This window comes from Paenibacillus sp. J2TS4 (genome assembly GCF_018403245.1).
Classification (GTDB): domain Bacteria; phylum Bacillota; class Bacilli; order Paenibacillales; family NBRC-103111; genus Paenibacillus_L.
In genome coordinates this window covers 405,731-430,767 of record NZ_BOSH01000004.1, presented here as the reverse complement: position 1 = coordinate 430,767, position 25,037 = coordinate 405,731, and the positions used below count along the sequence as shown (strand labels likewise).

The 25,037-nt window shown below is 48.2% G+C and carries 22 protein-coding genes and 1 pseudogene; 5 read left to right on the top strand and 18 right to left on the bottom strand.

Features of this window, described 5'->3' with window-relative positions; all coding sequences use genetic code 11:
* Positions 1–77 precede the first annotated feature (77 nt).
* Both KJS69_RS12165 and KJS69_RS12160 read right to left on the bottom strand, forming a co-directional pair.
* Positions 78–1,949, bottom strand: a complete 1,872-nt coding sequence (locus KJS69_RS12165) for a cache domain-containing sensor histidine kinase (protein WP_249730480.1) — start codon at positions 1,947–1,949, stop codon at positions 78–80.
* Positions 1,949–2,968 carry a response regulator transcription factor gene (locus tag KJS69_RS12160; RefSeq protein ID WP_249730479.1) on the bottom strand — a complete coding sequence of 340 codons (1,020 nt, stop codon included), beginning with the start codon at positions 2,966–2,968 and terminating at the stop codon, positions 1,949–1,951. Before KJS69_RS12160 ends, KJS69_RS12165 begins: the two co-directional genes overlap by 1 nt.
* An 805-nt stretch (positions 2,969–3,773) precedes the next feature.
* Between KJS69_RS12160 and KJS69_RS12155 the strand changes: the two are divergent.
* A pseudogene (locus KJS69_RS12155) lies at positions 3,774–4,478 on the top strand (ISAzo13-like element transposase-related protein); the annotation flags it as partial.
* 697 nt (positions 4,479–5,175) lie between these two features.
* Here the strand turns inward: KJS69_RS12155 and KJS69_RS12150 are convergent.
* Entirely contained in the window at positions 5,176–6,687 is a 1,512-nt protein-coding gene (locus tag KJS69_RS12150; RefSeq protein ID WP_213584016.1) for a sulfatase family protein, read from the bottom strand.
* Between the two features lie 156 nt (positions 6,688–6,843).
* On the opposite strand from KJS69_RS12150, the gene KJS69_RS12145 reads away from it, so the two are divergent.
* Positions 6,844–7,692, top strand: a complete 849-nt coding sequence (locus KJS69_RS12145; RefSeq protein WP_249730478.1) for an AraC family transcriptional regulator — start codon at positions 6,844–6,846, stop codon at positions 7,690–7,692.
* Between the two features lie 44 nt (positions 7,693–7,736).
* Here the strand turns inward: KJS69_RS12145 and KJS69_RS12140 are convergent, their stop codons facing one another.
* Positions 7,737–8,747: an HD domain-containing protein gene (locus KJS69_RS12140; RefSeq protein ID WP_213584015.1), complete on the bottom strand. Its 1,011-nt coding sequence runs from the start codon at positions 8,745–8,747 to the stop codon at positions 7,737–7,739.
* Positions 8,748–8,820: 73 nt separating this feature from the next.
* Positions 8,821–9,747, bottom strand: coding sequence for a helix-turn-helix domain-containing protein (locus KJS69_RS12135; protein WP_213584014.1), 927 nt, complete (start codon positions 9,745–9,747; stop codon positions 8,821–8,823).
* 365 nt (positions 9,748–10,112) lie between these two features.
* On the opposite strand from KJS69_RS12135, the gene KJS69_RS12130 reads away from it, so the two are divergent.
* Positions 10,113–11,267: a Gfo/Idh/MocA family protein gene (locus tag KJS69_RS12130; protein WP_213584013.1), complete on the top strand. Its 1,155-nt coding sequence runs from the start codon at positions 10,113–10,115 to the stop codon at positions 11,265–11,267.
* A 79-nt stretch (positions 11,268–11,346) separates the two neighbouring features.
* On the opposite strand, the gene KJS69_RS12125 is transcribed toward KJS69_RS12130, so the two are convergent.
* Positions 11,347–11,445, bottom strand: coding sequence for a YjcZ family sporulation protein (locus KJS69_RS12125; RefSeq protein ID WP_213584012.1), 99 nt, complete (start codon positions 11,443–11,445; stop codon positions 11,347–11,349).
* Positions 11,446–11,617: 172 nt separating this feature from the next.
* Positions 11,618–11,740: a YjcZ family sporulation protein gene (locus KJS69_RS12120; protein ID WP_213584011.1), complete on the bottom strand. Its 123-nt coding sequence runs from the start codon at positions 11,738–11,740 to the stop codon at positions 11,618–11,620.
* A gap of 199 nt (positions 11,741–11,939) precedes the next feature.
* Here KJS69_RS12120 and KJS69_RS12115 point away from each other — a divergent pair, with 199 nt between their 5' ends.
* A complete protein-coding gene (locus tag KJS69_RS12115) occupies positions 11,940–12,386 on the top strand; it encodes a hypothetical protein (protein ID WP_213584010.1) in 447 nt (148 codons plus the stop codon).
* Between the two features lie 140 nt (positions 12,387–12,526).
* Here the strand turns inward: KJS69_RS12115 and KJS69_RS12110 are convergent, their stop codons facing one another.
* The 7 genes from KJS69_RS12110 to KJS69_RS12080 form a co-directional block, all read right to left on the bottom strand.
* Positions 12,527–13,237: a glycerophosphodiester phosphodiesterase gene (locus KJS69_RS12110; RefSeq protein ID WP_213584009.1), complete on the bottom strand. Its 711-nt coding sequence runs from the start codon at positions 13,235–13,237 to the stop codon at positions 12,527–12,529.
* A gap of 2 nt (positions 13,238–13,239) precedes the next feature.
* A complete protein-coding gene (locus KJS69_RS12105; RefSeq protein WP_213584008.1) occupies positions 13,240–14,061 on the bottom strand; it encodes an HAD family hydrolase in 822 nt (273 codons plus the stop codon).
* A gap of 95 nt (positions 14,062–14,156) precedes the next feature.
* Positions 14,157–15,101, bottom strand: a complete 945-nt coding sequence (gene glpX, locus KJS69_RS12100) for a class II fructose-bisphosphatase (protein WP_213584007.1) — start codon at positions 15,099–15,101, stop codon at positions 14,157–14,159.
* A gap of 5 nt (positions 15,102–15,106) precedes the next feature.
* Complete coding sequence (gene dhaL / locus KJS69_RS12095; RefSeq protein WP_213584006.1) at positions 15,107–15,754, bottom strand: dihydroxyacetone kinase subunit DhaL; 648 nt, start codon at positions 15,752–15,754, stop codon at positions 15,107–15,109.
* Positions 15,755–15,834: 80 nt separating this feature from the next.
* A complete protein-coding gene (locus KJS69_RS12090) occupies positions 15,835–16,836 on the bottom strand; it encodes a dihydroxyacetone kinase subunit DhaK (protein WP_213584005.1) in 1,002 nt (333 codons plus the stop codon).
* A 42-nt stretch (positions 16,837–16,878) separates the two neighbouring features.
* Positions 16,879–17,364, bottom strand: coding sequence for a ribose 5-phosphate isomerase B (rpiB, locus tag KJS69_RS12085; protein WP_213584104.1), 486 nt, complete (start codon positions 17,362–17,364; stop codon positions 16,879–16,881).
* 46 nt (positions 17,365–17,410) lie between these two features.
* Positions 17,411–18,490: an MDR/zinc-dependent alcohol dehydrogenase-like family protein gene (locus KJS69_RS12080; RefSeq protein ID WP_213584004.1), complete on the bottom strand. Its 1,080-nt coding sequence runs from the start codon at positions 18,488–18,490 to the stop codon at positions 17,411–17,413.
* Between the two features lie 426 nt (positions 18,491–18,916).
* Between KJS69_RS12080 and KJS69_RS12075 the strand changes: the two genes are divergently transcribed.
* Complete coding sequence (locus tag KJS69_RS12075) at positions 18,917–19,690, top strand: DeoR/GlpR family DNA-binding transcription regulator (RefSeq protein ID WP_213584003.1); 774 nt, start codon at positions 18,917–18,919, stop codon at positions 19,688–19,690.
* Between the two features lie 90 nt (positions 19,691–19,780).
* Here the strand turns inward: KJS69_RS12075 and KJS69_RS12070 are convergent, their stop codons facing one another.
* The 4 genes from KJS69_RS12070 to KJS69_RS12055 all read right to left on the bottom strand — a co-directional run bounded on the left by KJS69_RS12070 (position 19,781) and on the right by KJS69_RS12055 (position 24,207).
* Positions 19,781–20,935 (bottom strand): hypothetical protein, encoded by a 1,155-nt coding sequence (locus tag KJS69_RS12070; RefSeq protein ID WP_213584002.1) that lies wholly within the window; start codon positions 20,933–20,935, stop codon positions 19,781–19,783.
* Between the two features lie 37 nt (positions 20,936–20,972).
* Positions 20,973–21,806 carry a carbohydrate ABC transporter permease gene (locus tag KJS69_RS12065; protein WP_213584001.1) on the bottom strand — a complete coding sequence of 278 codons (834 nt, stop codon included), beginning with the start codon at positions 21,804–21,806 and terminating at the stop codon, positions 20,973–20,975.
* 10 nt (positions 21,807–21,816) lie between these two features.
* Positions 21,817–22,752 carry a carbohydrate ABC transporter permease gene (locus tag KJS69_RS12060; RefSeq protein WP_213584000.1) on the bottom strand — a complete coding sequence of 312 codons (936 nt, stop codon included), beginning with the start codon at positions 22,750–22,752 and terminating at the stop codon, positions 21,817–21,819.
* Positions 22,753–22,875: 123 nt separating this feature from the next.
* The gene (locus tag KJS69_RS12055; protein ID WP_213583999.1) at positions 22,876–24,207 is read right to left on the bottom strand and encodes an ABC transporter substrate-binding protein; all 1,332 of its coding nucleotides are present in this window, start codon (positions 24,205–24,207) and stop codon (positions 22,876–22,878) included.
* Positions 24,208–25,037 lie beyond the last annotated feature (830 nt).

Below are 25,037 nucleotides of genomic sequence, written 5' to 3'. Positions count from 1 at the left end.
TGTTACTATGTTTTACATTCCCCCTCATGCACTAAATATTGCAGCTCATCGGTATCCAAGCCTAAATTAATCATAGATTAATCGGGAAAAAGCTCATTATATTGATTTACGTTCCTATCTCTTAACTTAAGTTGACGATTGCCCATTCCGACAAATCGGATCGCATCGGTATCCGGCATTGTTAGTGTAAACGCTGTCCCTTCCCCTGGCACACTTTTCACCGATAGACCATACTGCTCTCCAAAAACCATCTGAATTCGGTTGTGCACGTTAATCAGACCAATCCCGCCCTGCTTGTTGATCGGCTGCGATTGCCCGGCCTCCAAATTACGCTGCAGCGCAGCCCGCTCTTCTTCCGTCATTCCTTGACCGTTATCCTCCACCGTAATCGTCAGCTGACCCCCTTCCGCCTCCGCATTAATCCGTATGAAGTGATAATCCTCAATGCCGTCGGGAAACGCATGTTTAAACGCATTCTCCACCAGAGGCTGCAGGGTCAGCCGGACCATCTTTTTCAGCAAAAATTCAGGAGGAATATGGACTTGAACTTCAAAAGGCTGCTCAAAACGATAATTCATAATCGTCATATAATGAAGAACATGCTTCAATTCATTAGCTACTGTAATTTCCTCCAGATCGGTCTGGACGGAATACCGGAGCATAAGCGACATGGAACGGACAATCTCCTTAATCTCTTCGGAGTCCTGAACAACTGCGTAGCAAATAATCGTTTCCAGAGTGTTATACAGAAAATGAGGATTGATTTGCAGCTGCAAGGATTGGAACTCCGCCAACTGCCGCTTGAATAAATTATCCTGGTTTTTTAGTTCGCTCTCGTATACCCGCTCCACCAGCTCAGACAGACGAGCTACCATCAGATTATAGCTGTGAATTAGCCGATCCATCTCGTCTTTCTTGCCGCGCAAAGGGACCTTCGTCCAGTCCCCCTTCTCCGTTCTTCTCATCCCTTGCTCCAGCATGCGGATGGGAGAGATAATCGCACGCCCAAAGCGAAAGGCTACTAGCAGAGCAAGAATAACGCTGACGGCACTGGCTATGAGGGTGGTTTGTCTAATGTTCAGGACCGGTTTGCGGACCGCCTCCAGCGGCATGGAGGAAACGAGCGTCCAACCGGAATAATCGGAACGTCTGCTGAAATATACCCGTTGCGGCTGATTCTCTCCTTCTTCCTGATTAATGAAGAAGGCGCCGGCATGATCCCTCACCTGTTCGAACAAGCGGCCATCCAACTGCTTGCCGATTTTCGCTTTATTCGGATCATAAACAATTTTTCCCCGGTCGTTCACAATAAAAAAATACCCCTGATCTCCAAGCCGAATTCCTTTCCATAGCGTGGTCAATTCTTCTATTCTTAGCTCAATGCCCACGATTCCTTTGAAAAGCTTAGACGTTTGGCGTCCGGATATTTTGCGTGCCAGCGTTAATTGGCCATCTAGAAAGCTCCAGTCAATCAACGAGAGGGAACCGTCTTCCTTCGTTTGCTCCCGCAGATCCTCTAAGCTTTCCGTCAAATCCGAGTCGGTAAACCCCGGATAGTCGATATTGAAGTCGTGCAGGCTCATTCCGTTATAGCTGATCAAATAGATCATGCTGATTTCCGGATTGTTGATAAAAATAGGCTTGAACAGCTCTTCCTTAATATGTGCAGATAAAGAATAATAGGCAAAATAGTGGTTCTGCTCAGCATCCAAAAACTGCTTGACATAGCTCGAGGTTAGCAGAGACAAAGTGGCCCTTTCGTAGCTTTTTAAATACAGATCGGTATGATGCAGAGCATTGTCGACAATTTGCGTCAGCATTTCTTCATGCAGCTGATCCAGCTCCCGCGAGGATGTAACATAGGTGGAAACGCTGACAATAGTGAGTGTGACGACGATGACAATAACAAACGACGTAAATACTTTGAAAGCCAGGCTGGATTTCCACATTACCGAATGCCCAGCAGCTGCCGATATTCTGTCGGAGAAAGGCCCGTTATCTTTTTGAAAATTTTAGTGAAATGAGGATAATTCTGATAGCCGATCTCCATTCCAACATCGACAATTTTATAATGAGGAAGCTCCAGCAGCTTCTTGGCTATTTCAATCCGCTTTCTCATCCGGTACTGCACGAACGTTTCATTCGTCATTTTTTTAAAGTAAAAGCTAAAGTAGGTAGGAGCAAGCCCCACCTTCTCGGCAACAGCCTCCAGGCTAATTTCCTCTGTAATATGCTGGTCTATGTAAGCCTTCGCCTCCTCGAACAAATTTCTTTCGGAGCCTCCCCGCCATTGATACAATTGGTTGCAAAGCTGATCCAGTTCTTGCTTCAAATATTCGATGACTTCCGTTCGCGACGCCAGCAGCTTGCGAGTTGACTCGATCTGGAAGCGAAACACGTTGCGGGAATTCAGCTTTTTGACAAGCAGCGTCAGCCCATCTTCCGCGAATTGCTGAAGCTGGGATATTTTCAAATGAGCATATCCGCTTTTCACCCACTGCTCGGCCAAAGCAGACACTTCCTCCACATTGACCGACCAAATCGCTTCCTCTACTTGCTCCAGCCATTCTTCATAATGAATTAGCGAAATAGAATGGGGGTCTTCTTCACTCAGCAGCTTGTCCAGCACCGGATACAGCTCTTTTTCTGTAATCGGTTTCAATAAATACTCTTTAACTCCATAAGTCAGGCACTTTTGGGCATAGCAAAAGTCGCTGTACCCCGATATAACTATCGTTTTAATTTGAAGCTGGAGCTCATCAATTTGTCTGCACAGCTCCAGACCGTCCATTTTGGGCATACGAATATCCGTCAGCACCAAATCGGGAGCTTGCCTGCTTATTTGCTCCAGAGCCGCCGCGCCATTCGGAAGCCCCACTACATCACAATGCGGATTATATTGTCTGATCAGCTTCATCAAGCCCGCGCGAATGATCGGCTCGTCGTCGACGACCATCAATCTTGTCACCTCAAACACTCCCTTCCCATCCGGGGCGATAGGTAGGTCCTTGGAGGACTCAGCCCCACGGTTGGATGATCTTATCATAAACTTTTCCAATTGTCTCATGGCTGTTTTATGATGGGATTGCTTTTTTTACGGTTATAGGCAAGCGGAATAACGGACGGGGGACCAAAGGAGGGTAAAAATCGGTAGGCAGGAAGTGCTTTTCTTAAAGTCACAGATACGGTAAAATAATAGGAACCTTTTGCTCTCGTGAGTGATCTAATTAGGCACGCTAAAGAAAATAACAGACCACAACGGGTAAGTGGTCAAGGAAAATGAGGAAAATCATTTTGAAACCTTGCAGAGACTGGAGTACGAAGAGATCAATCACCGATTACGATCACGGATCGTGTTTAAAGATCGTATTTACGAATCGTAACAAACTCCATATCGTTAAATCGCCATTTTTGCCCTGTTTCAAATCCTAACGAAACTGTGTATCGTTATCTTCACTTTTTCACCTCTTTTTATCGATTTTTTCGGTAATAGCTTTACCCAGTTTCGTTACAATCCCGCCGTGCCTGTTTTTGCACAAATAAGGTTACCCAGTTTCGTTAGGCGCCCGATGCGCCCCCGTCTCCGGCAAGTGCGCGCCCGATGCGCCCCGATGGCCAGTCCGCGCTGATGCGCTCCTGCCTACGGCCACCTCCGTGCACGGGTCGCTCCCGCCGCGACTTTTGTGTGGCGATATCTAATGGCAGACGGAATGGCGTCCCAAGCGGTAAATCTCTTGAGTGCAGGATGATTAAAAAGCGACTATAATAGCTGCAAGCTCCCTCATTTACTTGAAGACATCCGGTCGATCGTGTACAGCCAGAGCCAGACCGATCCAAGTTTTAAAACCGAGCGGCTCTTTACCCGTCTGACGGTAAAGGAAATTCGCGAGCAGTTGATTCGCGAGAAGGGCTATACGGATGAAGAACAGCCTACGCCGCAGACGCTGAATACGAAGGTCAATGAACTCGGCTACACCCCTCGCAAAGTGAAGAAAACGAAGCCGCTGAAGAAAATTGAGCAGACGGATGCCATCTTTGGGCAATTGAAACAGACGCGCGAGACATATCACGATCAAAGCAACGTCGCTTGCCTCTCCATCGATACGAAAGATCGCGTGAAGATCGGCAACTTCTCTCGAGGCGGCGCCAGCCGAATGGAAGTGAAGGCGGCGGACCATGATTTCTCCAAGGAGTTCGTCACCCCGTTTGGAATACTGGACGTGTGCACCGATCAAGTCGGTTTGTTCTTTACGACATCGAAAGTCACGGCGGATTTTATAGTGGATCGGATCGAGGAATATTGGCGAACAAGCGGTTGCGCAGGAACAAAGGATACCCTGGTGCTCTATGGCGACAACGGCCCGGAAAATCACAGCCGTCGCACGCAATTCATGAAGCGAATCGTGGAATTCGCAGTCACGAACAACGTGACCGTGGTCCTGGCCTACTACCCGCCGTACCACAGCAAATACAATCCGAGGTAATACGATAATAAGAGTGCCGGACACTGATTTTCATCCCCCCGTTCCAGTGGAAACTTTTAGGATCGGAGAGATCGAATGGAGCTATTACTCGGACGAATTACTGCGCGGAGTTCAAGATGAGATGTACTATGAAGTTCAGACACAAGGAAAGTTCACTCTGGACCTGCTGAAAGAGTTGCTTCTTCATTTTAAAGAAACCAATAAATAAACGCCAAATACTAGGATCCGTGCTTGACGAAATCAACGCCGACGTTACTTCAGTGTTTCCTTTTTTATTCTCCATGCACACCGTGCACAGCCGAGACTTGCTAATCTATATATGTGGCACTAAAGAAAGCGATCATTCCGTTCCGAAGGAAAGTGCCTCCGAAGCTTCAAACATCACACTCCTTCCCCAAAAAGTGAAGATGAGCTTCGAAGCGATTCCAGGTACTTTTCGGGGACCCCGAAACCAACAGATTCCTTCTATATGGATGGGCCTTCGGATGGTAGGAATACAAAGCCAAAACTCGCCCTGGAAGCATCTTTCTTTCTCCACTTCATGAGCTTTGAAATCTTTAGTGCCGAGTATATAAATATTTATGTTAGACATTAAAGTTAGGGTGCAATATTGCACCCTAACTTTACTATTTCAGCCTAAGAGGCATTTTTGCACTTTAATTTTCTGCTTAAACAACTCCCCTGCACGCTGTCAAGCCCCCCAGATTCTTGGCATCGGCAAAGACTCCTTGCCCAATTCCGCCCAAATATATTGGAGCAACAGGCGCGATTTCAAATCACGGGATGCCGGATCGTCCCACAGATTGTTAATCTCCCCAGGGTCCTCCTGCAAATCGAACAGCTCGCCATAGGTTTGATTGTAATATACCGTCAGCTTGTACCTCGCATCCACGTATGTTTTTTGGTGGATCGTTGTCGGCTCGTGATGAAACTCACAAATCGCGTGATCTCGGGCCCGCTCCTGATGGCCCAGCCAAACCTGCTTCTGATCTACGCCTGTCATCGCGTGCGGAATGGGAATCCCGCTGAAGCTTAAGAACGTAGGCGCCAAATCGACCAAGGATTGAATGGAGTCGGAAATACGTCCCGCCGGAACTTTACCGGGATAGCGAACGATATTGGGAAGCTTGATTAAATCTTCGTAATGAAATCCGCCTTTGGCCTGTAAACCGTGCTGTCCAAAAAAATGTCCATGATCGGTCGTAAAAACGACAATCGTATTGTCCGCTAATCCCAATTCGTCCAGCTTATCCAGGATAACCCCAATATACTTGTCCATCAGGCTGATCATGCCATAATAGGTCGCCACCCGCTGCTTACGCTCTTCTTCCGAAAGACCAACATGAGAATGATAGCCATGGATGCCGTTCCCCGATTCCTTCCAGGGGGTAAAATCCGGGTTATCCATCTGTGTCAATTGAAAATGCGGAGGATTCTTCTCATGCTCCCCCGGGGTGACTGCCGGGATCGTCAATTGATCCGGATCGTACATCGTATCCCATGGCTCGGGAACGAGATAATCGGGATGCGGATCGAAGAAGCTCGCCCATAAGAAAAAGCTCTCATCCTCCTCCTTATAACGATCGAGCATTGCGTTGGTTCGCTCCGCAATCCAAGTATTATAGTGGTACTTTTCCGGGATCGGCCATGTATGCTGGATCGACCGGTCCATCGTTCCTGTTGGCGGAAGGAAGTATTCCCTCCAGTTCGCACAGCCCTTCTCTTCCATCCAGATAGCATAATGTTGACCGACATGCGCTTCATTCGTATGATTTCTGGCGAGCTCGACATGATCAAATCCATAGAAAGGTCCATTAAATTTGCGCCAGTAATCCAAATCCTGAAGAATCGGATACGATTCCAGCGATGAATATTCCTCGTTGCCTCTCAAGGGCTGAAAATGCGCCTTGCCGATCAGCGCGGTCCGGTAACCTGCGTTCAAGAAATCTTCACCGACCGTATGCCGGTCTTCCAGAAGCTTGGTCCCGAGAGTCCAGGCTCCATGCTGGCTCGGATATTGTCCTGTAATGATTGAAGCACGGGTAGGGGTGCAGGTTGGATTAGGACAGTAAGCTCTCGTAAACGTCGTTCCCTCCGCCACCAGCCGGTCCAAATTCGGCGTGAGGATCTCCTTGTTGAAGGCGCCGATCGTATTCCAATGCTGCTGATCGCTCGTAATCAATAAAATGTTCGGCTTATTCATCAGCCTCTTCCTCCTTATCCATCGGAAATAGTCATACCTTCATCTTAACGCAGCAGAGGACTCACACCCATACCCTCCTGTTTGCTTGACTTGTCATTTTGTTAGGTTTCTCGTATTTTATTAATATAAAGCTTAACACATTTAAGGAGATACGGGATGAGAGACATGCAGGAGTACACTCACGAATATGCCGAGTATTACTATTACAAACCGTCAGAGCTGGAACGACTGGGAGGGGTATGGCCTGTTCGGGCAGGAAGGAATATCGCCAAACCGAATTACCAGGTCGGCTCCCGATTTATCGAATGCTACAGCATTCACTTTGTACGCGAAGGTCAGGTCAAGCTGGAGCGGGGAGAGGAATCGGTAATTTTGCGGCAAGGCGATTTATTCTGCCTGTTTCCCCAAATCGCCTATTCCTATCAGGTCGTTCCCTCGTCCTCACCGCTGCAGATGTGTTGGCTGGCGATAGATGGCGGACAAGTTCCGTCCTTGCTTCAAGCTGCGGGGGTAGTCCGAGAACGCCCCTATCGGGAGCAGGCGGTCGGGTCCCACGTGAACGCTACGTTAGACGCATTAATGGACACGCTGCGCGAGCTTAGAGGGACAAGCTCCTCGCTTGCGATCCTCGCTTTCATTTATCAATTATTCAGCCAGCTCGCTGTCCGCCAAGCGAATTCCCCACCTGTCAAGCGCTCTGCCTGGGTGCAGCAAAGCGTTGATTTTATGAATCTTCATTTTGCCGAAGGCATTACGATTCAGGATGCCGCTAATTATGCGGGTGTCCATCGGTCCCATTTTTCCACCGTATTCACGGAGCAGATGGGGGTCCCCCCGCTTCGCTATTTGCAGAAGCTGAAGATGGATAAAGCAGCAAGGCTGCTCCAGGACACTTCTCTGCCGATAACGGAAATCGCCTTGTCAACAGGCTACCCGGATCTGTTCTCCTTCTCTAAAGCATTTGCCAAATACTTTGGCCAGCCGCCCAGCCACTATCGCAAATGAACAGTAAAGCCACTTCCGCGAAGAGAACGCGCTATTCAACACTTTTATTGCCAATAGACAAAATACTTGCCCTTACGGTGCTGCAAATCGGCTATCGTCCGGCGCGCCCGCTCGGAAATGTCGGTTATTTTCTTCCCTTCCACCTGCGGGACCGAAAAATACAATTTATCGATCTCTGCTTCAAGAGCATGGGCGGGTGCTTGATCCCGCTCACGAGTAACGTGAATCCGGGAAGATTCCATCAGCAGCGCCCTCATTCTTGCGGATGTCGGAGGGTAGCTTAGCAGCTGCTGTTCCAGCATGGAGTCGGTCATGTCGGCCACCAGCTCCATTTCCGGCTTTACATCGCTCAACCATTGTCCTGCAATCTGACGCAACACCGCGTTCACCCCTATGTTCGCATGCGAGCAATGCAACACCGCTTCCTCCGCAATCAGCAAGACTAACTGCTCCGCCGTTTCCTTATCCGTCTGCATATTTTCATCTATGACGGTCAAGCAATCGAGCAGGTCCTTCGGTCGTATAGACAGATATCCGCCGGTTTGCGCGCTTCTAACCAACGAATCCAGATGATCGAGATGAAGGACACCGGATGAATTCCTTAGCAGGCTTGGACGTTCTCCGTTAATATAAGCCCATATTTCCTCCGGGTTTAATCCGTGCTCCGTCAATATCCCGGACAACTCCGGCCCCTCCAGCCGATCACGGGTCCACTCATGATGATCCATCCCTTCGATTCCTTCCAAGGAATGACTGAACGGACCATGACCAATATCGTGCAGCAGCGAAGCCGCTCTTAAAGCTTCTTGGTCCGGACAATAGTAAGCAATCAAGGAGAACACGCCTAGCGTATGCTGAAGTCGGGTGAAAGTATGATGCGTATTTATCCTCGACGCTCCCCCGTGGTGAATGTAATGCAGCCTTCTCAGCGCGCCGGACCGTAATATTTTTATTTCCGCATCCCGCAATTCCGTACGGATCTGCCAGAGAGGCTCCCATAGATGGTCCGATGCCCCATCCGTTCTGGCTATGTAATCTGCTTCATATCTTGTCATCCTATTTCCCCCTGCTCGTTAAAAATGGAAGATTAGACCATCCTCCTCTGATTCCAATGATCTATCTGACAACTTACTTCTTCACTGCGGGGACTCTGGCCTTGACGGACTTGGCATACTCCGAAGGACTCATGCCGGTCGCCTTTTTAAATGCTTTGGAAAAATAATGGACACTGCTGAATCCAAGCTTCTCCGCAATTTCTGTAAAGTTGGACGGTTCCTCTCGAATATACGTTTTGGCTTTGTCGATTTTTAATTGCCCGAAATATTCCGTCAGAGTATATCCCGTTCTGCGCTTGAACAGCTCTTTAAGCTTCGTCTTCGACAAATGCAGGGCATCGCTCATTTCTGCAAGAGACAGCTTGGAGCCTAACTGCCCCTCCAGATAAGCAATGATGCTCTTGATAACCTCACCTTCATTATTTTCCTTGGCTGTCGACGATAGGGTTGCGGAAACTCTCTCCTCCGTCTGTCCGGACTTTTCTTTGCGAAGCAGCCGTAATAAAAACGTTTCCAGATATAGCTTAATCAACTGCTCCGCTCCAACAGGCGCATCCTCTCTGCGTTGTAATGGAACCTGGAATGGAAAGTGAAACGCGTTCACGCCCTCCCGGACAATTTCCGCCAGCAGATTCCGCTCCTCATCCCCAAGGCTTATCAGTTTGTTTTCAAAAGCTTTCATTTCTTCAGAATGGCACTCGAAGCTCATTACGATCAGGTTAGGCGCCACGACATGATTGGCGTAGATACTATGAAATTCATTGGGCTTATGAAAAATAATCGTCCCTTGCTTTAAGTGATGCAGGATGTTATCCGCCCTGACCGTCACCTCGCCCTTATCGATATAAAGCACTTCCCAAAAATCATGATACTCGCCGGCAAACACGTAATCTTTTGCAAATTCAAAATAATATAAGGAAATGATTCGATCAATAACGATAGACGGGCGCAGAACAGTTCGCGGATACTGCCTCCTGGCGCTGCTTATTTCACAGTCCATGTCGATGCTCACCCCACATTTGAATGATGAATATCTGTATGTCCATCATACCCTACCTAATAAATCTAGGGAACTTTCCTTTTAGCAAAAAATGCCGTTACGCTATATAAGTGGCACTGAAGTAAATTGTCCCCCATTCCGAAGGAAAGGGGCTCCGAAGCTTAAAACCTCTATACTATCCCCCAACAAGTGAAAATAAGCTTCGTAGCGAATCCATTTACTTTTAGAAAACCCCGCCAAAACCGATAGCTCCATGCAAAAGTACAAATAAATGGGCTCTCAGAACAAAGAAACCAAAGCAGGATCGATTTATAATGGAGCCATTGAAGTCAATAATTTGGATGAGAAATCGGGGGATTTAGCTAATGAAGCTTGGTGTGATTGGTTATGGAGTTCGAATCTCGCATTTTATTGAGGAAATCATCCGGCAGGAGCCTTCCTGTCGAATTGCCGCTATTGCCGATACTCGGCATAACAAAGTCAGGGAGGAGCATCCCGAGCTGCACGATGTTGCCTGGTATGGTTCGGTAGAAGAATTGCTTAACGGACCCAAGCTGGACGGGATTCTGATCGGCACCCGCTGCTCCCTGCACACCGAATTGGCGCTCAAGGTACTGCCAACAGGTCTGCCGTTATTTCTGGAAAAACCGGTTTCTACAAACCTGGAAGATTTGGAGCGATTAAAGGAAGGCTTTCGACAATCGAGCTCGCAGGTAGTCGTTTCCTTCCCGCTAAGGGTGACTACGATCGTAGACAAAGTCAAGGAAATTGTCGATTCAGGACAGTTAGGCACGATCGAACATGTGCAAGCGGTTAACAATGTACCCTATGGCGGAGTGTACTATCATAACTGGTATCGGGATGAGGCGGAAACAGGCGGATTGTTCCTGCAGAAGGCAACTCATGATTTCGACTACATTACTTATTTGCTGAATAATCAGCCAGAGAGTATATGCGCAATGACATCCAAACAAATATTTAAAGGAACCAAGCCGGCCGGATTGCTATGCGTGGATTGCGAAGAGAATCGTACTTGTCCGGAAAGCACTGCTTTCCGTGAGGATCTTCCCGACACCTGGAAATATTGCTGCTTTGCCGAGGATACCGGGAATGAGGACTCAGGAAGTGCATTAATCCGCTACAAGACAGGAATGCACGTTTCCTATACGCAAAATTTCTTTGTACGCAACCAGGCAGGTGCCCGGAGTGCCCGGTTAATGGGTTTTAAGGGAACGGTCGAATTCGATTTTTATACGAAGCAAGTCAAAGTGATGATGCATCATGAAGACACCGTCAAGACCTATGATATCGTTTCTACCGATGGCCATTTTGGCGGGGACACCGTTCTGGCCCGCAACTTTATTGAGGTCATGCGTGGACAAGCGGAATCTATCAGCACTCTGGACGATGGTATATTAAGCGCTTTGATGTGTTTGAAGGCGAAGCAATCTGCGGAGACAGGAACCTTCCAGACGATCGATTGGACGCCGCTTCGCACGAACGCGAGTATTAGCAGATAAAACGGTAATGCCGCATGCAAAAAAAACAGGCTGGCACTTTCAAGTACCAGCCTGTTTGTCATGCAATCAGATGGACTGATTAGATAAAGTGGCGGCTGACGATGACCAAAAGGATGAAAAGAACGAGGATCACTGCTGTGCTTGTAAACAAGCCGCCAAATCCACAACTACCTCCCATGTTCATTCCTCCTTTCTTTACTTGCTAGTCATATCCTATGACGCTTCCAACTGAGATGAACTGGACGTATTGCAAAATGGGCAACCGCTTATTTTTCAATCAACTGGTTTTCTAATGTAACGGCCGATAACCCTTCCGTTATCGGCCGTTTGTTCAGCTTGAAAGGATCACTTTAGATAAATGCACGGCTTACGATAACCAACAGAATAAACAGAACCAAGATGACTCCTGTGCTGGTAAACAGTCCGCCGATTCCTCCGCAACTAAAACCTGCTCCTCCTACAAATCCACCCATAGTATGAGTCCTCCTTTCTACGCCAACTAATACCATTATATGACTACGCAAATCTTGCTGTCTGGACTATTCGGTAAATGTAGAAGTCTATTGCGCCTGTTTTTTCAGGTCAATATGTTCTAAGTTGGACAAGCATGTTTTTCTAGTCATCGGGAATAATGAAAGAAGCTGGAAATCAAAAGTGGAGGTTGTTTTAACCATGAAAGTACAAGATTTAAAAACCCGGGTGGAGGAATTAACCGAGCAGAATCAAACGGTTCTCGACGAAATTGATCAATTAAAAAAGCTGATTAGGGAAGGCCTCACAAAGCAGCCTGACAATAATTCAAGCGGGCAGCAGCGCAATCAGCAATCATCCGGACAACAAGGCTCGTCCTCCAGCCAGCATGGCGGACAACAACAAAGGGCGAACGCCCAGGTATCGGATTTGGCCAATGAATTGATGCAAATTAAGACGATGATCACGGAGCTTGAAGCCAGAACAAATGAATTTGTTTCCAATCAAAGCAGCGGGAGCCTGAAGGAACAGGACGTAGTTAATCTTGTACTCACACTAATGGATGGAATGATTGATTGGACCGCGGATTTTGTGCAGAATAACAGCCAGGGCGGTTCACGGAACTCCTCCGCTTCTGGAGGGAGCTAACGGTCTGTTTACTCCCGGACCGTGTCGGCCACGTCGCTTGCGCTCTTGAATTCAGTTTGGCTCCAAAAAAAGAAGCCGCCTCCGGCTTATCGCAGGACACGGCTATTTAAAAGTTAATGGACATAAACCGAACGGAATGATTATTGTGAAACAGGATGACGGTGAATCGCTGCCCATCTATCCAATTGATTGGTACAAATGAGCAAGGATGGATACTGGCGAATCCGCCGCATAGGTTCCTCGTCATCCACCGTCCATGCAATAAGTTGAATTCCTAGCTGCTCGCATGTTTCAATATAGCTCGGTGTTAAAAAAGGATACTGGACGGCCAGATAACGCATGTTATGTTCTTTCATTAAAGGAAAAAAGGCCGGTGAGGCTCCATGGCTGATCAGTCCAAGCTCCACCTCAGAATCTATTTCCCTCATCCGTAAGACGGAGTAATGGTCGAAGGAGGTGAAGAAGACCTGCTCCTCCATTCCCAGCTTGCGGACAACATCCAGGGCAGCTTGCTCCAAGCCGGGATAATAATCCCCTAACTGCTTCAATTCTATGTTAACGATAATTTGATCCTTTAGCAGGGTCAGAGCCTCCTCCAGCGTGGGGATTTCTCCTTCACCCCGGATACGAAGCTTCTTCAGCTCCGCTAAAGTTAATTCCTTGATTCTCCCGGTTCCGTCTGTCGTCCGATTGACCGACAGGTCGTGACATATGACGGGTACTCCGTCCTTGCTTAATTGCACGTCGAGCTCCAGATGTGAGTATGATTTCCGAACCGCCGCTTCAAAAGCCGGCAGCGTATTCTCGGGATAAAGTACAGGATCTCCGCGATGAGCGACTCCGCGAACCATAGCTATTCCTCCTCGTATCCTTTCATTCGATCTGCACAAAAGACTTTCATTGCTTCCACTACTCCTTCTCCAAAGCTCCCCGAGCAGACATAGTCCGCCTTGGCTGCGAGCTCTGGATGACTGTTTGCCACAGCTACACCGATCCCCGCCTGTTCCAGCATATCGAGATCGTTCATCTGATTTCCGATTGCCATCACTTCCGACAGTTCGATTCCGAGCAGGTTGGTCAGTTGGATCAAGGCTCTGCCTTTGCTCTGGTTCGCTGGAAGGATTTCAAAGAAATCAACCTCGGATTGAACCGTGGAGTAAGCATTAGGCAAATCCGGCGAATAAGCCTCCCAAAGGGTGAGCGCCTTGTTCATATCGCCTATGATCAAAACTTTATGCGCGTGGCCGACTGCCCACTGCTCTTCTGTCAAATCCGCCAGACGACAATCGACATTCTCCCTTTGCTCAAACCGGGCAATGTCCTGCGTCCGACTTATCGCGCTTAACCCCGATTCCTGGAACACAACTGCGGAAAGACCTTGTCGGTCCGCTTCCTGCAAATAAGGAATTAATCCTCCGGTGGACAGCTCCGCCTGCTCCCATATTTTACCCTTATCCGCCAGGATTGAACCGTTGCATAATATCATCGGCAGATCGATATTCAATCGTTCGACGGTTTGCCGCACCGAAACTCCGGTCCGACCCGTAGCTATTGTAAACCATCCTCCCGCCTCCGTGAAGGCGCGCACCGCGCGCCAAACCGAATCAGTGATCTGGTGATCGGGAGACAGAAGCGTACCGTCCAAATCGCTCACAATTAATCGGATGTTTTTCATTGCTGCACTCTTTCCCTTCAACATACATCTTCTAACCTTTCCTGTCTGTAATTCCTCGGGGGTGCAAAATATTCCCTTCCGTCCGACAGTGTCATTTATCCGGTCGCTGCCCGTACGGATCGAATGAAATGGACAGACTCCATATCCCCGCAGGTCAGCAAAGAATGGGTGGTTGCCTCTATCCCGCGGCCCAGCTTAACCCCTTCCAGCAGCATTCCGGAAGTTACTCCGGTAGCCGCGAATATACAATCATCGGAGGAGACGAGCTCTTCCATGCGCAAGACGCGGCCGGGATCGCTCAACCCCATGCGGACACATCGTTCGTGCTCGCGGCGGTCTGCCGGAAGCAGCCGGGCTTGCATTTCGCCGCCCATACATTTAAGAGCTACGGCGGAAAGAACTCCTTCGGGAGCCCCGCCTACTCCGTAGAATAAATCGACGCCGGTTTTATCCAGGGCAGCGGCAATAGCGCAGGTCACATCTCCTTCGCTAAACAGCCTGACCCGGGCTCCGGTTTTTTGAATATCTTCAATCACCGATTTATGGCGATCCCTATGCTGAATAATGACGGTCAACTCCGAAATCCGTTTGTTTAACGCATCAGCCGTTCTCTTCATATTATCCAATATGGAAGCATTCAGATCGATCGCCCCGGCGGCTCTTCGCCCGACCGCGATTTTCTCCATATACATGTCCGGTGCATGAAGCAGTGCACCTCTGGGGGCGACGGCTATCACCGCGCACGAATTATCCCAGCCGCCTGCGACTAAATTAGTCCCCTCCAATGGATCTACGGCAATATCCAGCAGCGGGCCCTGCCCCATACCTACTCTTTCTCCGATGTACAGCATCGGCGCTTCGTCCATCTCTCCTTCTCCGATGACGACACATCCGTCAATCGGCATCGCGTTCAGCAGCTTTCTCATCGCTGTAGTCGCCGCATCATCGGCCCCCAGCTTATTGCCGCGGCCAATCCATGGAACTGCCGCGAGCGCAGCCGCTTCCGTTACTTGCAGCAAATCAAGCGCCAACTGCTTCATGACGATCACCCACCCGCTTCAATATCGTCGAGTGCTTGGCTGAAGGAAGATAGGATAACCCAGGCCGAAGCAGCTCCCGGATCAATGTGTCCGACGGCCCGATCCCCGATCCGGCTGGATCTGCCCTTCCGCGAGACCAGTTCGGCCGTAGATTTCATTCCAGCTTCGCCGGCCCGTACCGCTTCGCGGAAGCTCTCGGCTACTCCCATGCCCTTCTCCCTGCTATTCTGCAGCGCCTCGGCAGCGGGAAGCCAGGTATCGATCATCGTCTTGTCGCCAATTTCCGCCTTGCCCCGTTCCCGGATCCCGTTAACGGCCGCCAGCCAGAAATTCGTTATATCCTCTTCCTCCAGCTCCGCTTTGCCTTGCAATACGCCGCTCCCTCGAATAAAGGCAGTCGCATACAGCGGTCCTACGGAAGAACCGACGGCATTGAGGAAGACCATCCCCATCTCCTTGCACATGGCGCCGCAGTCTTCCCCTTCATACTCCCGCAGCTTGTTGCGGATCGCCTCCCAGCCGAGCGACATTGTCACACCGTGATCCCCATCGCCGACCGCTCGGTCCAGCTCGGATAAATAATCTTTCCTATCCTCGATGTCTCGTCCGATCTGATCCATAATCTGTTTGAATTGTTCTATGGACAGCCTCATTTGCTTTCCCCCTTAATCCCATTCAATCAGCGAATTATCCCTATTTACAGCCTGTCGTCCCCGGCATAGACAATGCCTGATCACTTCTGTACGTACATTGGCGTATCGACCGGATGGTCTATCATCCGAATCAATTCCTCATCGAGCTTCATAACCGAGACAGAGCAGCCTCCCATTTCCAGGGAGCTGACGAACTCTCCTACAAACGACCGATGAATCTGTACGCCCAGCTCTTCTAATCTGGCCGCCACACGTCTGTACACGATAAATAATTCCATATGCGGAGTAGAGCCAAGTCCGTTCACGAGGATTGCGATCCGGTCTCCCTTGCTAAGCTCCATATCAGCAGTAATCTGATCGAGCAATTCATCGGCCACCTCGTCTGCCGTCTTGAGCTTCCCTCTGCGCACTCCGGGCTCGCCATGGATGCCCAGCCCGATCTCCATTTCGTCCTCGGCCAGTGTGAAGCTTGGTTTGCCGGTTTGCGGCACAGAACAAGGGGACAAGGCGACACCCATCGTCCTGACGCAATCATTCGCTTTATTCGCTATTCTCACGACCTCATCGAGCGAATAATCCTGGTCCGCAGCTGCACCTGCCGCTTTGAAGACAAGGAAGCCGCCGGCAATTCCCCGACGCTGCTCCGCGTCCTCTTTAGGGGCCGAGGCCACATCATCCGTGACTCTAACGGTTTCCACGCGAATATCCTCCATCGCTGCCAGTTCGGCCGCCATGTCGAAATTCATGCAGTCCCCTGCATAATTTCCATACATGTACAGCACCCCTGCTCCGCCGTTAACCGCCCGGGTCACCTCCAGAATCGGGTCGGGCGGAGGCGATGCGAACACATTGCCTACGGGAACCCCGTCCACGAATCCGCTGCCGATCAAGCCCATAAAAGCCGGCTCGTGGCCAGATCCTCCGCCAATGACGATCCCTACCTTGCCTTTCCGAACCGTCTGGACGGAGACGAGAGAGCGTTTGTTCTGCGGAAGCACCCGGATATATTGGGGATAGGCAGCCGCATAGCCTTCAATCATTTCGTCAACGACAGCATTCGGTTGGTTGATTAGCTTCTTCACTCTTGATCCGCTCCTTCAGTTTAAGAGGTAAAAATGATGACATTAAGAACAAGTATTGGAATCAGGATGTTCCAGACCGCCGCGGTACTGACGCTCTCCATCTATAATCTTCTGTACTTTGCGGCCGGAGTTTCCTCCTGTAAATTCCGATTCCAGCCACACTTTCACAATCTGCTTCGCAAGCTCGGGACCAATCACCCGTGCTCCCAACGTAAGCACCTGGGCGTTATTACTCTTGATCGCCCGTTCTGCAGAATAGGTATCATGGCAAAGAGCGGCTCGTATTCCGGGTACTTTATCAGCCGTTATCGTCATCCCTATCCCCGTCCCGCAAATGAGGATTCCCCTCTCGAAGCTTTCCCTCGCTATTTCGTCGGCCACTGCAAATCCGACATCGGGATAGTCCACTTCCTGGCTCGAGTCGGACGGCCCAAAATCCGTCACATCCACTCCAAGCTCTTTCAGATAAGCTTTAATAGTTTCCTTCAAGCCGAAGCCTGCTTCATCGGCTCCTATCGCAATTTTCATAACGGACACCTGCCTCCGCTCCTATATTATAGTAGAGAATATTTAGTTAGGGGATAAGGACAACTTTCAGCGATTGCGAACCTTGCTGCACTAACTCAAATCCTTCCTCGAATCGATCCAGCGGAAGTTTGTGGGTAACTACTCCATTTGTAGGCAATTTACCGCTTGCAATTCCATCAATGACCAGCGGATAACAATAGGGGCCAAGGTGGGAGCCGAGAACATCCAGTTCTTTGCGGTCACTGATAATACTCCAATCTACGGTTACCGGGTCCTTGAATACGCTGAATTCCACGAACCGGCCGAGCTTGCGGATCATCGACAGCCCTTGCTCCACTGATTTGGGATGGCCCGTCGCCTCAATGTAGATGTCGCAGCCATAGCCGTCGGTCAACCGTTTAATCTCCGCGACGACATCCGTTTCTTTAGGATTCAGAACCAGATCGGCGCCGAACGATTTCGCCAGCTCTAATCGATCATCGAACAGATCGAGCACAACTAATGTACCCGGGCCGGATAATTTGGCGGCACCGACCATACCGAGACCCAGCGTTCCGGCTCCTGAGAGGACGACGAAGTCGCCAAATTGAATTTGCGCCCGCTGAACAGCATGCAGTGAACAGGCATAGGGCTCGATTAAAATCGCTTGTTCTAACGGCAGCTCAGGAGGTACCTTGTAATTAATGGCTTCTTTCGTAAATTTCATATACTCCGCCATACCGCCGTTAACGTTATTCTGGAATCCGTATAGATCATGTTTCTCACACATCCAGTACTGGCCGCGATTACAAAACCGGCATTGCCAGCAGGGGACGATCTGCTCCGAAATGACTCTGTCTCCCAATTCGTAGCCTTCTACTCCCTCTCCTATCTCGACCACATGACCGATAAACTCATGACCGGGAATCATCGGAGCTTTAATATAGGGGGGCTGGGTTTCGTCTCCCCAGAAGCTGGGGGCTCCTCCATAAGCCTTCACGTCTCCAGCACATATCCCGCATCCCTCCACCTTGATCACCATTTCGCCTGGCCCGGCCTGCGGCACAGAAACCGTTTCCAATCTATAATCCCCGGGGGCATAAGCGACGACGGCCTTCATCTTATCTGGAATTGCGCTACTCTTCATTTATACGGCCTCCTTATTGGATAAAATACTGCCGATTTTGACTCTGGCAGCGAATTGAGCTTACGATCATTTTCACATCACTCCCTGTTTTTGTCAATGCATTTGTTGATTTTTATTGATTTTTAATTACTTTCATCATCATTTATCATTCGATTATTGTTGTTTATTGCTGATATTACGATATTCACTTAACTTTTATAGGACTTCGTTCATTTTAGCTTTCTTTTCTCAAATTAATATATGGTAAAAATTACATGTTATCGGAAAGATGATTAATTTTTCGGCAGTTCAGCCAAACTTTTCTTAATAAACATCGGATTTGCGTTATAGAATATTGACCTTTATTAATGTTTAATAATTTTTCAGTTGAATGGATAAATCTGGTTTGCTATAATTTAATAAAATAACATTAGGAGATGCGGTAACATGCTAGCACCCGAACGAAGAAACCGAATTATGCAAATCTTGAATGAGAACAAGCAGATTCTCGTCAAGGAAATTTCTCAGGCTTTGAACGTGTCGGAAGGTACATTGCGCAATGACCTGAAAATTTTGGAGGAGGATGGTCTGCTCGAGAGAACCCATGGCGGGGCAGTGCTGCCCAAGCCTCCGACGCAAGAATACACGTTTCACTCCCGCAGTCAAATTAATCAGCAGGAAAAGATGACGATCGGCAAAGCTGCCGCTGAACTGATACAAAACGGGCAATGCATCATTCTCGATGCAAGCTCGACCTCTTTGGAGCTGGCCAAACATCTGATTCATTATGATTACTTGACGGTGGTAACGAATGGTCTCACAACTGCCCAGGAGCTGACCAAGAATCCACGCATTAACGTCATCGTCGTCGGAGGGGTGCTGCGTCCTGGTTCAAGTTCGTTAGAGGGACTGCTTGGCAAGGGGCTGCTCGGACAAATCCATGCCGATGTGTTCTTCACTTCCGCTCAAGGCTTTACTATCAATGAGGGGCTCACGGATTTCAGTGTGTATGAAGCGGAATTAAAGAAGCAGATGGTAGCCAATGTCGGTCAGGTGGTCGCCTTGCTCGATCACACCAAGCTGAACCGCCGCTCTATAGCCACCTTCGCAGACCTGTCACAAATCGATACTCTCGTAACAGATGATCAGGCTCCCCCGGAATTCCTTAATTCGTTGAAGGGGATCCGCATCATCCAAGCCGAGAAGCAGCCGATCCTCTAACTCTCAACAAGCTTATAAACGCTAGAAGATCACCCCCGTGCCAGGTCCGGTACGGGGGTGATCTTTATTAGCGACCACCGGCGGGTCGACTCATGGTTGGCTATCCAACCATTGGGATACCTCTAAACTATATATCCGATCCAATGGATACAACCCGTTGCGGTACTCGGCCGCGCCGGATTCAAACAGAACGTATAACCGTCCATCCCGTTTCACGATCCCCTCAGACATGGGAGGCAAAGTTAATGCTCCTTCCGCATTCTTGCTATCCAGAAACCATATAGGAACCGGCTCGGCGAATTTGTCCGTATAGACATGGGGGTCTTCTTCCAATGTCCAACGATACGCCAGCAGAGAGCTTTCATTATTTCGACCGTAGGATTGGCTTAATATGACGGAGCCTGCCATCGTTTCCATTCCTTGAATCTCTTCCGGAACGGACAGGATATAATCAGGAACCGCCGGCTTAGAATCTTCCGGTATTTTCGCGGGATCAATGGAATCGTCAGCATTTAACTTATACCCGGTTATCCAGGCGGCATATTTTCGATCATCCCTATTGTTCATATGATGGGTTTCATCTGTTTTGTAATTGGCTCTTGAGAATTCTCCTACCCATAGAATCCCATCCGAATAGTACACATAAGAACCGTTCGTTTCAATTCGGACAATATCAGAGATGATCAGCTTGCCGCCATCCTCCACCTTTTCCAAATCCTCTATCTTGATTTGATAGACACTTTTTTCTGAAGATAACCAGACATGGCTATCGCTTACGGTGAGCCCACCTGCATGGCCGTTATAGGGTGTGTTCTCATCTTTATACAGCTCTACCGACTTGACCAGCTTACCGTCCGTTAATTGAATCACAGTTAACATGCTGGGTCTCTTGTCTTTTCGATAATAGGACACTATCATCCAATCATTGCTGTGTTCATAAGCAATTCCCTGAGGAATCAAATCCTGATTCAATCCGGGAATGACCGGCCCCGGTTCACTCCATTCAAAAAAATCTTTATAGCTGGGAGAATCCACCCTTAACTTAATCTCCACTTCCTCCTGCTTGATGGTCTCATCCCCCTTCTCCTCATTAGATCCGGACAAATTATCGTTCGCTGAGGGTGCCGGCGACGGACTCGTCTCGGATGATGGCTTCCCGCTGGTTTCCGTCGATGCTGCGCAACCGGATAACACCAGTAACAACCCGCCCAGCAAGATCGCCATGTATCTATTGTTTCCTTTCATTTCATACCTCCTGGGCTAGTCGTAATCTGAGGCCGGCTTATTTGAAAGTAGAGTTGGCCATAGCGCTCACAATGTGTTTTTGCGCAAAGATAAACAATAGAACTATCGGGGTAATTGCAACGACACTTGCCGCCATGACCAGATGAAGACTTAACATTTCTTGACCGGGGAAAGAATCCTTGAGCATCGCTATCCCAACGGTCAGGACACGCATATTATCGGAATTCGTCATAATTAGCGGCCAGAAGTAGGAGTTCCAGCTGCCGATTACTTTCAGAATAATAATCGTGATCACTGTAGGCAGTGCCATTGGCACCAGAATGCGGTAAATAATGCGGAAACGCCCCGCCCCATCTACCTTCGCCGCTTCCAGAACATCGTTGTTGATAGATTTGAAAGCTTGGCGCATTAAAAAGATGCTGTATGCCGATACTCCATGCGGGACAATCAAGGCGAGAAAAGTGTTGAGCCATCCCAGGTTGGACATCATGACATAAACAGGAACAAAAGTAACCTGTTCCGGCACCATCAAAGCAGCAAGAACTAGAATAAACCATTTATCTCTTCCCCAGAATTGACCCTTGGCAAATGCGTAAGCGGCAAACAGCCCCAGATTCAATTGCAGCATAACAAGGCCTACCGTCTGAATCAACGTGTTCAGAGCATAACGGGCGAACGGAGCCGTATAGAAAATATCCTGATAATTGTTCCAGGCAAATTTCTTCGGCCAGAATGTCGGCACAGCCAAGCTCAGCTCAGAGGGAGATTTCACGGATGTGATCAACAGCCAATATAATGGAAAGAACATGATTAATGTGACAATAATAGCAAGTACGATTCTTGTTGGCTTCCAAATCAACCTAGCTGTCATTATATCCCTCCTAACCTTCGTAGTGAACTTTCTTCCGTGATAGAACAAACTGCAATATCGTTAACGTAATGATGATAAAGAAGAAAATAATGACAAGAGCGGACGAGCGGCCTGCTCTGAAATCATGGAACGCCATCTGATAAATCCAGTAGACCATCACCTTCGTAGATTCCAACGGACCTCCCCCGGTCATAACGTCTACTGATTGAAACACCTGCATCGACGAGATGAACTGGGTAACAACGAGGAAGAGCAATGTCGGAGAAAGCAACGGGATCGTAATGGCTCTAAATTGCTGGAATCGGTTAGCTCCATCGATACTGGAAGCTTCATAGTATTCCGTCGGGATACTGCGAAGACCAGCGATAAAAATCAGCATGGTGAAGCCAATGCTTTTCCATATAGCCACCATAATGAGCGACCACATAGCGTTGGTCGTGCTGTCCAGCCAACGTACAGGCTCCATCCCGATAGATTGCAAAAGCTGATTCATTATTCCGTACTGATTGTTAAGAATCCATATGAACACCATGGAGGCAATAACCATTGATATATAATGCGGCATAAAAATAAACATCCGCAAAAATCCGAACAGTTTGGACTGCACATTAAACAGCATGGCGAGCAGCAGGCCGATCACCAGTGTCAGCACAACGTCCAGTATCGTATAAGTAAAAGTAATCTTCAAAACATGATAAAATTTTTCGTCCGTCAGCAATTTTTCGTAATTTTGCCATCCGACAAATTTTTTGACCGGCTTAATCAAGTTCCAATCGGTAAAACTGATATAAACCGAAAACAACAGCGGATAGTAGGTAAACGCTGCCAGGAGTAAAATCGCAGGCAAGGCAAACGAAAAATCTTTGATACTCTGGATCGTCTGAAATTTTAATTTCTTCCCTGTCTTAGGCAGAGGATTCTTCCCTATCGTCGTATCTGTATCCATCGATCATCCCTCTTTTCCAATTGAGCGGCTAAGAAGTGTCCGCATACTGCCGATTGTCGCTGATTCTTTGCTTTTCTGTCCGATGAAGGGCGCGAGGGGGCAATCCCCCTCGCCTATTTACGATTAATAATCCTCAAGCACCTCATTCATCTTCTCGGCGGCTTCTTTAAATGCCGCTTCTACATCTAAATTCTCCAGAACAATTTTACCGAGCGCCTCTGTTATATATTTGACAGATTCCGGATAAGGCGGATATTGCGGGCGTGCCACGACGTTGTCGATATTGTCCAGAATCGCTTTATATTGCGGCCGTTTGTCGAAGTACTCTTTACCTTCGTCAGAGTTAATAGCCGATTTTCTCGTAGGCAGGTACCCGGAGTAATCCGCCCATCTGACATTGTATTCCGAAGAGGTCATAAATTGGACAAACTTCCATGCAGCTTCCTTCTCAATATCCTTGGCCATATCCATAATCGCTATGCCCGCGCCGCCGATCTGCGAAATATGTTTCGCATCTCCGGGAGGGAAGGAAACCCCGATTTCAAAATCAGAATTTTCTACATACCATTTCACTTGTCCGGACGTATGATGAACCATGCCGACTTTGCCGTCGAAGAACATTTGTCTCATATCGGCGGAAGCCCCTTTACCGTAACCCATATGCATATAACCTTTGTCCATCCATTCTTTGAAGCTTCTAATCATTCTCAAGCTCTCTTCTTTATCCAATCCGGATTTCAGGTCTTCCGTCAGCGGGGTCCCGCCTCCGTTACGAATCCAGGTTTCCGCATACCAAGCATCCCAACCCGGTACGGAGAAGGCATATCTCGTTACATTATTGCCCTCTTTCTGGGTTACCTTTTCAGAGAACGGCACGATTTCATCCCAGGTTTGCGGCGGGGTAACTCCCAATTCATCAAACATGGTTTTGTTATAAATAAAGACGTTGGCGCTCACAATAAGCGGGAAACCGTATTGCTTGCCCTCATAGGAATAGGCCTGAAACATTCCTTGTGCAAAATCGTCAGTATCCAATTGATCACGCTGGATAAATGGGCCCAGGTCCATGAAAATACCGCCTTCACCGAACGTGGGCAGCGAAGCCACCTCCACATTTGTTACGGCCGGCACTTCCTTTGCGGCAACGGCTGCCATGAGCTTTTTATGTAAATCTCCATAAGCCCCCTGATAAACAGGTTCTACCGTAATCCATGGATATTTGTCCTGGAACTCCTTGATCATAAAATTGAGCCCTTCAATCTGGCCCTCTGCGTGGGCGTGCCAATATTGAATCGTAACCGGAGTTTGATCTTCTGGTGCCGGTGTTGCGGCTGGCGCTGGTGTTGTGTTTGGCGCCGATGCCCCCCCGCCGTTCTGGCCGGAAGAGCAGCCGACGATGCTGGTCGCTGCTAATGCTGCTACGGCAACGGTTTGCAATGTTTTTTTCATCTTCATAACATTTTTCCCCTCTCTTATTTCCTGATTAAATGTTTTCTGAATCTCGTCATTCCAACCTCCCGTTAATTAAGCGGGATTTGTATGAATTCGCCCGCAGGCGAAAACAACCTAAAGTAATATTGCCAAAAAAAGAATTGGATGCGCTTTCACCGCGCTAATTTCTTGGGCCTTCAAAAATCTCTCGCTGCAATTTGAGGCTTCATTATTATTTAAGCAAACATTAGTGTTTCCGCATTGCGTAAGCAACAAACAGCAAGATAAACTGCTGAATATCGCGCAAATTGCTTAAAGAGTGAAATGCTGGAGTGCACCAAACAATGAGCACTTTCCTTCATGGTCGAGCTATTTCGTCATTCTATGAAGCCGTTATCTGGATTCATCGCTGGACACACAACAACAAAAGCCAATAACAACCAAAATATTACTATTATTTTTAACACTTAGACCTTTATTTGTCAATGATATTTTTAGTTTTTGCAATTGTTTAATATCGTTCTCTGTCGTTTATCTTTGTTTTTACTTATTTTTTGCACATGACTACCCATTCTCCCCCTATTCGATTTTATTCAACTTTGGGCTGCATCCTTTCAAAATTTGGTTCTCCCTAACATTAGCTATCGAATGTTAACGGAAAATAATCATTTTGCTAATATTTTGTAAATACAAAAAAACCGCAACAAAAAACACATTGAAACCAGTCCTCCCGCTACGAGGATGCCAGCTCCAAAGGTTTTCTCACGGTCTCTACCTTTGTCGTTATGATATTGTTGCTCACTACTGGAAAGCGCATTCATTCCAAATTTTCCAATAATGAACATCCTCATTAT